Origin of the sequence: Shewanella rhizosphaerae, assembly GCF_019457655.1 — a bacterium.
Lineage (GTDB): Bacteria > Pseudomonadota > Gammaproteobacteria > Enterobacterales > Shewanellaceae > Shewanella > Shewanella loihica.
The window spans coordinates 784,258-795,980 of the sequence record NZ_CP080420.1 but is presented as its reverse complement, the minus strand read 5'-3'; the positions used below and the strand labels follow the sequence as shown (position 1 = coordinate 795,980).

General features: G+C 55.9%; 11 protein-coding genes. 6 read left to right on the top strand and 5 right to left on the bottom strand.

The window, feature by feature from the left end:
* Positions 1-4: 4 nt before the first annotated feature.
* Entirely contained in the window at positions 5-586 is a 582-nt protein-coding gene (locus K0I63_RS03610) for a hypothetical protein (RefSeq protein WP_220082563.1), read from the bottom strand.
* Between the two features lie 358 nt (positions 587-944).
* Between K0I63_RS03610 and K0I63_RS03605 the strand changes: the two genes are divergently transcribed.
* Positions 945-1,805: a pirin family protein gene (locus K0I63_RS03605; RefSeq protein ID WP_220082562.1), complete on the top strand. Its 861-nt coding sequence runs from the start codon at positions 945-947 to the stop codon at positions 1,803-1,805.
* A 306-nt stretch (positions 1,806-2,111) separates the two neighbouring features.
* Positions 2,112-3,587 (top strand): sodium:proton antiporter NhaD, encoded by a 1,476-nt coding sequence (gene nhaD, locus K0I63_RS03600; RefSeq protein WP_220082561.1) that lies wholly within the window; start codon positions 2,112-2,114, stop codon positions 3,585-3,587.
* A gap of 104 nt (positions 3,588-3,691) precedes the next feature.
* Here the strand turns inward: nhaD and K0I63_RS03595 are convergent, their stop codons facing one another.
* On the bottom strand, positions 3,692-5,074 hold the full coding sequence (locus K0I63_RS03595; protein WP_144199540.1) for a Na+/H+ antiporter NhaC family protein: 1,383 nt from the start codon (positions 5,072-5,074) through the stop codon (positions 3,692-3,694).
* Between the two features lie 614 nt (positions 5,075-5,688).
* Between K0I63_RS03595 and rihA the strand changes: the two genes are divergently transcribed.
* The 4 genes from rihA to K0I63_RS03575 all read left to right on the top strand — a co-directional run bounded on the left by rihA (position 5,689) and on the right by K0I63_RS03575 (position 9,192).
* Positions 5,689-6,696, top strand: coding sequence for a pyrimidine-specific ribonucleoside hydrolase RihA (rihA, locus tag K0I63_RS03590; RefSeq protein WP_258406931.1), 1,008 nt, complete (start codon positions 5,689-5,691; stop codon positions 6,694-6,696).
* Positions 6,697-6,739: 43 nt separating this feature from the next.
* On the top strand, positions 6,740-7,654 hold the full coding sequence (gene rbsK, locus K0I63_RS03585) for a ribokinase (protein WP_220082560.1): 915 nt from the start codon (positions 6,740-6,742) through the stop codon (positions 7,652-7,654).
* A gap of 226 nt (positions 7,655-7,880) precedes the next feature.
* On the top strand, positions 7,881-8,102 hold the full coding sequence (locus K0I63_RS03580; protein WP_220082559.1) for a ribosome alternative rescue factor ArfA: 222 nt from the start codon (positions 7,881-7,883) through the stop codon (positions 8,100-8,102).
* Positions 8,103-8,250: 148 nt separating this feature from the next.
* Complete coding sequence (locus K0I63_RS03575) at positions 8,251-9,192, top strand: DMT family transporter (protein WP_220082558.1); 942 nt, start codon at positions 8,251-8,253, stop codon at positions 9,190-9,192.
* Here the strand turns inward: K0I63_RS03575 and K0I63_RS03570 are convergent.
* From K0I63_RS03570 to K0I63_RS03560, 3 genes are all read right to left on the bottom strand, one after another.
* Entirely contained in the window at positions 9,189-9,377 is a 189-nt protein-coding gene (locus tag K0I63_RS03570; RefSeq protein ID WP_220082557.1) for a hypothetical protein, read from the bottom strand. The two genes, K0I63_RS03575 and K0I63_RS03570, sit on opposite strands and share 4 nt — an antisense overlap.
* Positions 9,378-9,568: 191 nt before the next feature.
* Positions 9,569-10,495 carry a hypothetical protein gene (locus K0I63_RS03565; RefSeq protein ID WP_220082556.1) on the bottom strand — a complete coding sequence of 309 codons (927 nt, stop codon included), beginning with the start codon at positions 10,493-10,495 and terminating at the stop codon, positions 9,569-9,571.
* Positions 10,496-10,499: 4 nt separating this feature from the next.
* Complete coding sequence (locus K0I63_RS03560; RefSeq protein ID WP_220082555.1) at positions 10,500-11,633, bottom strand: AI-2E family transporter; 1,134 nt, start codon at positions 11,631-11,633, stop codon at positions 10,500-10,502.
* Positions 11,634-11,723 lie beyond the last annotated feature (90 nt).

The window sequence follows — 11,723 nt, the reverse complement described above, 5'->3', positions numbered from 1 at the left end:
TTTCCTAATCTACTGTGATGTCGTTGCGTCTCAGCTCATCGGCCAACGCAGTGTAGTTAGCCTTCAATGCAGGCAGGGTGTTGTCGCTCATCGCTTTGGTCTGGGCCTTGAGCAGGTCGCCGCCATACTTAGCGCCATAGACACGCCCCTCAATCTTGCCGATGATATCGTTCACCTGCAGGTAGAAGCGCCGCGTCTGCGACAGCAGCTGAGGCGGCGTCTCCAGGGTATAGGGCGAGTAGCGCATATTCTCCCACACGAAGGTGGCCAGCGCAGGCCTGTGATTCTTGATGTCAAAAGGCGCCTTACCTGCGATGAAGTCGGCGTACTCGTTGATGATGCCGACATTGTCCTGCACCTCATCGTACAGGGCATGACGCAGGTAATAGTTGTTCTGTTTGTTGGTCAGATTATCGAAGGTGATCGCCTGAGACAAGCCCTCCTGAGCCGCCAGATAGACACCGGCAACCGTGGCGATGATCATGAAGATCTGGCTGATCCAGAAGCTGGTCTTTACCAGCTCCCTATTGTCTAAACGGGGAAAGCGCTTGCCCTCATCAAAGGCGGCTTTGTCATTAACATCCATATCCTGGCTCCGGTAACAAATAACAGGCTCGCCGCCCCATGACAATAATGGGGGAAGCGAGGCAAGCGCGAATACTAACACAGGCCAATGATGATTTTGTACAGAGAGATTAAATTTTGATAACAAAAACAAGGATTACCAATCTTTTTCTTGATAAAACCCTCACTCGGCCTTCGCCAATTGGCTAATCATAACCCGACTAACCATCCTATTTTTTAGAAGCTAATATGCGGTATTTAGCGATATTCGTTCGATTAATCAAGTGATAGGCTGATCCCATTCCCGCCAGCTACACTTAAGCAGCACTAAAACAGTACTGAAGCAGCACCAGGCGGTTCCTAATCATGAGGTACTAACGATGAAAGTGATCAGCCAATTTACCGCCCGCCCGGCTATGGATGGCGACGGCGTCAACATCCGCCGTGTGGCCGATTTTATGAATACCCGCTTCGATCCCTTCCTGATGCTGGACGAGATCAAGTCAGACGACGCCAACGACTATATTGGTGGCTTCCCGCCCCACCCTCACCGCGGCATAGAGACCTTTACCTATATCCGCAAGGGGGGCTTCGAGCACAGGGATCAGCTGGGGAACGTCAAGGCGATCAAGGCTGGCGATGTGCAGTGGATGAGCACCGGCAGCGGCGTGGTGCACTCAGAGATGCCCCTGGCCGACGCCCAGGATGGCCTGCACGGCTTTCAGATCTGGCTCAACATGCCCGCCAAGGAGAAGATGCGCCCGGCCATCTATCGCGACAGCACAGATGAGCCGCTACCCGAGACCGAAAACGACAGCGGCGCCAAGCTGCGCGCCCTGGCCGGCAGCTGGCAGTTAACGGGGGCCGATCCCATCGAGGCGCCGATTCAACAGCTAGCGGGTCAAGGTAAGATTGCCGATCTCATGCTCGCGCCAAATGGCTCGGCCAAGCTGGACTTGCATGAACGCGAATATGTCGGCCTCTACCTCTATCAGGGAGAGATAGTCAGCCAGGCAGCGCCGGAGAAAACCTATAGCGCGGGACAATACCTGATTGTCGATAGCCAGCAGCTCATCTCGCTTAAGGCGGGCGAACAAGGCGCCGGTGCCCTGCTGTTTGCCGGTCAACCCATTCGCGAGAAGATAGTGCACATGGGCCCCTTCGTGATGAACACTGAGCAGGAGATCCAGCAGGCGATCGCCGACTATCAGGCGGGTCGATTTGGCAGCATCAAGGACTAATGCCTGAGATAAACCACACAAAAAGAGGACCTAGGGTCCTCTTTTTTTATGTAAATTCAGCAGCATCCGCAGGCGCCAAAAGCGTGATCCTGTGCTAAGTTTCTAACAACGCAAAACGCGCAATCGTCACAATTCTGACGATAGGTTTATTACCACTTTGTAGGTAAATATTTATTTTTCATACATAATTTTGTCAATTTTATGTGACTTAGCCGTAACTAATACACATAAACTTGAGGCGCATCAAAATTTACAGCAGGAAAGCTGTGGTAATTTTTAAGCTATTCCTAACACAGAGAATACTTAATGAGAAACCTTAAGCCCCACTTTGGCAACCTTGCCAGTACCTTAGCAAGCTTAGTTATATGTTTGGCCGCACTGTTTAGCCCGGCTGTCTTTGCCAGCAGTGGCGAGGCCCATGGGCAGCTGTTAGATCTCACCGCCACCGGCGCTGGCTATGTCGCCGTGGTGATCTTCGTCCTGGCCTATCTACTGGTGATGGGTGAAGAGGTGCTGCATCTGCGCAAATCCAAGCCTGTGCTGGTCGCCGCCGGTTTGATCTGGGGCATCATAGGTTACATCTATGTGCAGCATGGCATGTCGGAGCTCTCCGAGACCGCCTTCAAGCACAACCTGTTGGAGTATGCCGAGCTGCTGCTCTTCCTGCTGGTTGCCATGACCTATATCAACGCCATGGAGGAGCGCAACCTGTTTGACGCCCTGCGGGCCTGGATGGTGGGCAAGGGCTTTAGTCAGCGCACCGTCTTCTGGCTCACCGGCTTCATGGCCTTCTTCATCTCCCCCATCGCCGATAACCTGACCACGGCCCTGTTGATGTGCGCCGTAGTGATGAAGGTGGGCGGCGACAACAAGAAGTTTATCGCCCTGGCCTGTATCAACATAGTGGTGGCGGCCAACGCCGGCGGCGCCTTCAGTCCTTTCGGCGATATCACCACCCTGATGGTATGGCAAAAAGGCGTGGTGCATTTCGAGCAATTCGTCGATCTCTTCATCCCATCCTTGGTTAACTTCCTGGTACCGGCGGCGATTATGAGCGCCTTCATCGTCAATCAGGTGCAAGAAGCGGAAGAGGAGAAGGTGATGATGAAGCGCGGCGCAAGACGCATAGTCGGCCTGTTTCTGCTCACCATAGCCACCGCCGTCTGCACCCACAGCTTGCTGGGTCTACCACCCGTGCTCGGCATGATGACGGGCCTCGGCTTTTTGCAGTTCTTCGGCTTCTACCTGCGTAAGAGCTTCCCCAAGGCGGTGCTCAAGGCCAAAGAGCAAGCGGAGCGCGACAACAACCTCAAGCGCCTGGAGCAGCTAGGTAACGTAGTGCCCTTCGATGTATTCAGCCGCATCGCCCGCGCCGAGTGGGATACCCTGCTCTTCTTTTACGGTGTGGTGCTCTGTGTCGGTGGCCTGGGCTTCATGGGCTACCTCAGCCTGGTCTCCGAGGCCATGTATACCCATTGGGACGTCACCTATGCCAACATCGCCGTGGGTGTACTCTCCTCAATCGTGGATAACATCCCTGTAATGTTTGCCGTGCTGACCATGAACCCTGAGATGGCTCTTGGCCAATGGCTGTTGGTGACCCTCACCGCAGGTGTGGGCGGTAGTCTGCTCTCTATCGGCAGCGCCGCCGGTGTGGCCCTGATGGGACAGGCTCGCGGCATCTACACCTTCGCCAGCCACCTCAAGTGGACGCCCGTGATCGCCCTGGGCTACGTCGCCAGTATCCTGGTGCATCTCTGGCTGAACAGCTCACTATTCTAAAGTGTCGTAAAGGTTAGATTACCTGTAGTCACCCTATGGGTTAATCAAAAGGGGCGTTGACTAGACTAGTCAACGCCCCTTTCTCTTGCATCTCTCTTACTGACTTAAGCCAAGATAAGGAAACCGATAAAGGTCAATCCCGCCGCCAGCAGGGCGTAGGGCAGCTGAGTCACCGCATGGCTCACCAGATTACAGTCTGATCCCTGGGCCGCCAGCACGGTAGAGTCTGAATAGAAACAGGCCTGACTACCGAAGGATGAGGCCGACAGCAAGGCGCCGATCACCAGAGGAATATCGGCATTGACCGCCTGGGCCAATGGCATCACGATAGGGATAGACACCGCGAAGATCCCCCAGCTAGAGCCAGTGGCGAAGGCCAGAATCGACATGGTCAGGAAGACCACGGCCGGCAGCCACTGTGAGGTCATGAAGGGGCTCAGATTGCCAATCACATATTGCGGCAGCATCAGCTTGTCGCACACATCCTTAAACACGAAGGCGGCGATAACCGTGCCTATGGCCGGCAGCATAGACTTAAAGCCGTCGAGCATCTGCTCCATCATCTCTGACAGAGGCATCAGACGCTGCACGCCATAGTAAGGCAGGGTCACCGCCAACGTGGCGATCAACCCCTTGAGCACGTCGATATCGAAGTAAACGGTAAAGCCCACCAGCAAGATTATTGGCACCATGAAGTTATGCAGCTTGCCCAGGTTATCGGCATGCTTAAACTCCTCTTCGATCGCCTTGACGCTGTAATCATCCGAGGTCTGCACCTCGTCAATGGCATCGACCGCCTTGGCCGGTTTACCCGCCAAAGCCGCCAGCTGCGCCTTCTTCATCGGACCGAAAGCAGGCACTATACCCAGGATCACCAGCAGCACCATGGCCACCGCCAACCAGGCGTAGAGCATGTAGGGAATGGCCGACATATAGACGCTGATCCCTTGGCCCTCGCCCGCCACGCCGTTGTCCACCAACAAACCGCCGAAGAAGACGGCCCAGGTCGATAGCGGCACCAGCACACAGATGGGCGCGGCGGTAGAGTCCACCACATAGGCCAGCATCTCCCGCGACACCTTAAACTTGTCGGTCACCGACTTCATGGTTGAACCCACGGTCAAGGCATTGAGGTAGTCGTCGATAAAGATCACCACGCCCAGGATAAAGGTCATCAGCAGAGATGACTTAGGCCCCTTGGCATACTTGAGCGCATGGCGACCGAAGGCCATGGAGCCCCCCGTCTTAACCAAGAGGGCGATCAGGGCGCCAAAACCGCCACACACCAGAATCAACCAACCTATGGTTTCATCGGCCATGACAGAGAGCGAGATATCAGAGAAGTTATTCAGCACCTGATCGGGTTGATACAAGACCAGACCCACTAAGGCACCTATGATTAACGAAAGGATTGGACGGCGTAGCCAAACCGCTAACACCAAGACCACCACAGGTGGGATAAGACTTAAGGCTGTCGCGTCAGACATGGCTTAAGGTCCTTCTAAAATTGAGCCGATACGGCAAACTCATTTTACTCGGCGTAAAACCCCAAAGTTTATACGCTTAATTGCTGCTTTATTATGGACATAACGACGTTCGCCCTTAGCGAACCATGCCTTTATTTTTGTACCCCAGCTAAAACATCGGGCGCAAAATAATCTGCATTGGAGACTGAGTCAATCAGAAATAGTTATCCGGCGATAAATAATTTTTCGACCTCAAACACAAACAAACCAAACCATTGATAATTAACAATATAAGTAAAATAGAATGCGCTAATTTCGCACGCCTTCAAAATTAAGCTTATGCAGTGAAAGCGCTTAATTAATAAGGCCATGCTCAATTAATCTTCGAAGGCGGGATTGCCCCTCAAAAAGGTCGATCAACCGCTAACCCCATTCGCCAGCAACTCGATATGCCGCCATGTCGATAAGCCGGCATGTCGATAAGCTGTCATCTCGATAAACCACTGAGCCCGTTTCAGTTTATCTTTGCGGCCAAAGACATGCTTTGTCTGCTTAATCACAAATTTTCATCTCAAAGATGACACGCACCTAAAGCGTGTTACTCTGCCACAGGTGTCAATCAAAGGAGCATGACCATGACCCAATCAAACGCTGCCCCACATTCTCACGCAGCAAACGCTTCTCCAAAAGCCATCCGCCCGCTCGCCTCGGCGACCCCGATTATTCTCGACTGCGACCCAGGCCATGACGATGCGATCTCCCTGATCCTGGCGCTGAGCAGCGAGCGCCTCAATCCGTTGGCGGTCACCACCAGCGCGGGCAACCAGACGCCAGACAAGACGCTCAACAACGCCCTGCGCATCCTGACCCTGCTCAACCGCGCCGACATGCCGGTGGCCGGCGGCGCGGTGAAGCCTCTGGCCAGGGAGCTGATTATCGCCGACAACGTCCACGGCGAGAGCGGCCTCGACGGCCCTAAGCTGCCAGATCCCAGCTTTGATCCCCTAACGCAAAACGCCATCGAGCTGATGGCCGAGAAGGTGCGTCAGAGCGCAGTGCCCGTGACCTTAGTACCTTCTGGGCCACTGACCAATATCGCCCTGTTTATCGCTAACTATCCCGAGCTGCACAGCAAGATTGAGCGAATCGTGCTGATGGGCGGCGCCGCGGGGGTTGGCAACTGGACCCCGGCCGCCGAGTTCAACATCTTCGTCGACCCAGAGGCGGCCGATATGGTGTTCAAATCGGGCATTCCTATCACCATGTGCGGCCTGGACGTGACCCACGAGGCGCAGATCATGGATGAGGATGTTGAGCGGATCCGCGCCATCCCCAACCCTGTGGCCCAGTGTGTCGCCGAGCTGCTGGATTTCTTCATGATCTACCACAGAGATCCTAAGTGGGGCTTCACCGGCGCGCCGCTGCACGATCCCTGCACCATCGCCTGGCTGCTAAAACCTGAGCTGTTCACCGCCCAGGAGTGCTGGGTCGGCGTCGAGACCAAGGGGGAATATACCCAAGGGATGACTGTAGTGGATCGCTATCAGCTCACAGGCAAGACCCCTAACGCCACAGTGCTGTTTGACTTAGATCGCCAAGGCTTCGTCGACCTGATTGTCGACTGCCTCAGCGCCTATAATTAATAGCCCAGGGAGGGTTCGCCCTCCCCTCAGGCGAGAGGACACTATGACCAGACTGTTAATCCTCGGCAGTGCCAATGCCGATCATGTGATGAACCTGGAACACCTGCCCAGCGCAGGACAGACGCTGATGAGTCGCGGCTATAGGCTGGAACACGGCGGCAAGGGGGCTAATCAGGCGGTGGCCGCCGCACGCCTTAGCCAAGACGAGACCCGGGTCGACTTCATCTGTCATCTGGGCCGGGACGCCATAGGTCAGGCAATGGCCCAGGCCTGGCAGCAAGATGGCATCGCGCCCGATGGCATCACCTATACGGACGATCAACCCACGGGCACTGCGATGATCTTCGTCGCCGATAAAGGCGAGAACATCATAGGCGTCTCAGCCGGCGCCAACGCGACCCTGACCCCTGAGGCGCTCAAGGCCCATCTTGAGCTGATCGAAAAGGCCGATTATCTGCTGGTGCAGCTGGAGACCCCGGCGGTGACTGTGCTGGATGCCTTAAAGCACGCTAAGAAACATGCCGTGACCACCATACTCAACCCGGCACCGGCCATGGTGATCGGCAAAGATCTGTTCCGCCTGGTGGATGTGATCACCCCCAACGAGACAGAGGCCGAAGCCATCACTGGCATAGAGGTGACCGATGAGCAGAGCGCCAGAATGGCGGCGCAGATGCTGCATCAATTCGGGCCGCAGACGGTGATCATCACCCTGGGCAAGCAAGGTGCCCTGCTCAGCACCAAGGACTATTGCGCTCTGATCCCAGGCGTTCAGGTGAAAGCCGTAGACACGGTCGCCGCCGGCGATACCTTCAACGGCGCCCTCATGGTGGCCCTTGGCGAGGGCAAGTCTGTCGAGGAGGCCGTCGCCTTTGCCCACCGCGCAGCCGCCATCTCGGTGACCCGCGCCGGTGCCCAGCGCGCCATCCCCTATCGCCACGAACTGGCAGATATCTAGCAAGCTTTGGGGTTGACCCTTGCCCTCTTCTTTGAGGCAGGGGTCAACCCTATACCACCCTATACAGTTAAACATAAGCAACTGAATTAAAAGCTAAAACATTATTTGCTAATTTGTGATAAAATACTGTTTGCTTTTTAAGCAACCAAGAAGTAATCTTGCGCCGCCTGACAGAGTCAGGCACGACAATACAGACAGTTTAATACTGATAGTAAGAGGAACAACCATGAGCAAACAATCGCGCCGCAACGCGCACGCTCCCCACGAGAGCGGCCGTGGCGTCATCAAGGACAACGCCTTAAAGGCGATAGTCACCAGCGAACTGTTTAAGATGCGCGTCGAGAAACCCAAGAAAGGCAAAGGGTCATACAAACGCCAACAACAAAAGGGGCATATGCTAAAGGGCAATGCCCCTTTTGACTTATTAAGCCCCGCCATTGCGTGCTAAGCCGTCTACTGACACCTCATTCCATCCCCTTTTATCCCACATCAGTAATTTTTCTCAACAGCACATTTGGCAATAGCTTTCCCACGCAAACTGGGTCAAAATCGCCTCTATCACTCTTTGCTTATTTTTGTACCAGGGCCCCGCTAGCATGTCTTCCCCTACTCAAGCCGACGCAGCTCAACTGCCGCGCCTGGTGCCAGTTTCGTTTCTGGCCGTGGTGCTCATCTGGTCGACGACTCCGTTGGGGATCGTCTGGAGCAGCGAGACTGTGCATCCCACCATGGCGGTACTCTCGCGCATGGTGATCGCCCTGATCATAGGCAGCCTGATCATCCTCTTTAGCAGCATACGCCTGCCCTGGCATCGCACCGCCTTCAAACTCTACGCCTATTCGGCCATAGGCATAGTGGGCGGCATGTTGCTGAGCTATTTTGCCGCCCGTTATCTGGCCTCGGGCACCATGTCGCTGCTGTTCGGCCTCTCCCCGCTGGTGTCAGGCCTGTTAGCACAGCGGCTGCTAAACGAACCTAAATTCAGCCCCATGCGGATCATGGCGCTCATTCTGGCATTCTGCGGCCTTGGCGTGGTCTGTTCGGCCAAGCTCGCCCTGGGCAGTGATACCTGGATTGGCCTGGTGTTGATCCTCTTTGCCGTATTTCTCTTCAGCCTCAGCGGCGTGCTAATCAAGACGGTGGATCTGGCGATTCACCCCATCGCCAGCACGGTCGGCGCCCTGCTGTTTTCGACCCCACTGTTTGCCCTGGCCTGGTTGATATTCGATGCCAGCCTGCCGGTGGAGACTTGGTCGACACGCTCCATCGCCGCCATCTTCTACCTGGGGATCTTCGGCTCCTTGATAGGCTTCATCGGCTACTTCTATATTCTGCAGCACCTCAATGCCAGCACAGTCGCCCTGGTCACACTGATCACCCCGGTATTTGCCATGGCCCTGGGCGCAATGGTGAATCATGAGCAGATCTCCCAGACCCTGATGATAGGTGCCGGCCTGGTGCTGGCGGGGCTCGGCCTGTTTCAGTGGGGCGATACCCTACTGGCCCGACGAAGAGCCAGAGTCACCTCACAGCTCTAACGCTTTATCAGGCAGGCCTGGCGCTCGCGTCGGGTGCGGCCTCTGTCTGCCTGGCCCCTGTCCGCGCCCGCCAGGCGCATTAACTTGCAGATATAGTCGATACGTTGCCGGTAGGCCTCGCTGCTGGCATACAGGGTCCGGTTGACCACAAATCCCAGCGGGGGAGCTTGATTGCATAACCTCATCGCCGACTCCTTATCCTCAAAATAGAGGTATCTGGTTCGATAACCTAGCTGAGCATAAGGCGTACCAATCCATGAGAAAGCCACTCAAGTGGTTCAATCGGCAGGGGTTGTTAATATGATTTGACGATGCTTAGCAGAGAGGAAAGCCCAAGCGGCGTCAAGAAAATGCGCTTTGCAATGCAAAACGCCTCCTAATCCTCGGCCTTCACCAGATGCAGCCGACTAAGGTCCTTGTTCCACAGCTGGATGATCTTGCGGGTCTTGTCCTTGTTCCAGAAGCATTTGCCGAAGAGGATGATACCGGCCCCTTCGAGATCCTCCCGCTGCTGGATATCGTATTTCTTACACAGCTCGTCCTTCACCTCCTCGATGGGGATGCCCACATCCTTACAGTCGGCGGGATTGAGCCAGAGCAGCGCCTTATCGGCGTGGGAGATGGTGCCCCAATACATGCGTGGGGCGTGACGCTCGTTGGGCTCGGCATCGGCAAAGTTGACGAACAGGTTCTTGGCCCGCCAGCGGTACTTGTCGTCGGTATAGACCCAGAGATCTGAGCTGGCCAGATCGCTGCCCCGCAGCAGGCTGTGAAGGAGTTTCTGTAGCCCCTGGGTCGCTATCTTAGGTTCTAGCGAGCCCTTCGGCTGGTGCTCAGATTCAGCTTTTGGCTCGGCTGTTGATTTAGCCTCAGCGAGATAACTCCCCTTGGGGCTCTGTACGCCTTCCGCTGGCTCATGTTTGGCCTGAGCTTGTTCGGCCTGAGTTTTTCTGGTCTGAGCCTGCTGCGAAGGCGACGCTTTACGCCTGAGCGGCATGCTGAAGTCTATCTTCAGGGCGTCACTCTCCAGCAGCTGCTGATTCACCTCCAGGGCATCATGCTCCTCCTGTTTGCGACTGGCCGAGGGATTAAACTCGCTGCAGTCCACCAGATGATAGCGCGAGCCGAAACAGGCGGCCTTGCCGTCGCGCGAGGCCTTGCGAAAATAGGCCTTGCCGTCACACACGGGGCAATAGAGCTGCTGGCGCAGCGCCTCTATCTCTTGCTCGCTGAGGCGCTGAAAGGTAAACACAGAATAGATTTTCTCGGCCTGGCCCTCGACCCGGCAGACGGCATCCAGCATAGACCTACTCCGCCGTCTCGGCATCGCGCGGTGACTCAGGCGCTTCCGTCTGGGCCAATACCGCCTCGGGTTCTCCACCATTTAACCAGGCGATGAAGAGTTCATACCAGATGGCGAGCACCACGGCACCCAGAAAGAGGCCGATGATCCCGGCAAACAGCATGCCGCCGATGGCACCTATCAGTATCACCGGCATGGGCACATCCACGCCCCGGCCCATCAACATAGGTTTGAGGATATTGTCCGAGATTCCGCCGAGGAAGATCCACACGCTGAAGATGGTTGCCGAGGTGCCCTCCATGGAGGAGTAGGCATAGCCAATCAGGGGCAATACTATGATCAGCGCCGGCAGTTGTGCGATCCCCAGGAACAGGGCCACCAGGGTGAGCAGTCCGGCGGCGGGCAAGCCGAAGACAAACAAAGCAGAGCCGATCAGCATGGCCTGGATGAAGGCGACACCGACCACCCCGAGGAGCACGCTGCGGATGGTGGCGGCGGTCAGACTGGTCCAGGCGTGGGCATTGGGGCCGACAGCCCGCACCGCCACTTTACTCATGGCAGCGGCGCACTGCTCTGAGTTCGCCATGAAGCCGGCGGCGATCAGCAGCGAGATGATAAACATCACCAGGGTGGCCAGGCTGCTGCCTATCACCCCAGCCAGCGCGGAGAAGCCCGCCTTGATCTCCGGCAGGAAGTGCAATATCGCCTTCTCCAGGTTGCTGGCGATGTTATGCCACACCTCAAACAGGCGCTCGCCTATGATGGGAATTTCCGCCACTCGCTGGGTCGGCTCTGGCAGGTGGATCTCGCCGCTCTGCAGCACCTTAAGGGTGTTGGAGACCCCCTCGAAGATGGAGCCCGAGACGACCACGAAAGGGGTCACCAAGAGGGCTATCCCCACCAGAGCGATAAGGGTCGCGGCCAGGCCACGACGTCCCTTTAACATGCGCTCTAATCTGTGGGTTAACGGCATCAGGGCGACGGCGATGATGGCACCCCACAGGGCCGGCACGATAAAGGGCCGCACTATGTCGTAGGTCCAGATCACTAAGATGGCGAGTAGGCCGATGCGAATCGCCGATTCCGTCATATTACCGATAAACTCTTTGCGCTGCTGCGCCTTGGCTTCATTGTCCATAACTTTCCCTTCCCAGCGTGTGTAAGTGCGTACCGATAACCCGACCAAGGCCCAAAGCGTTAAACGCTAAACTAGAATCTTTGCTTTAGG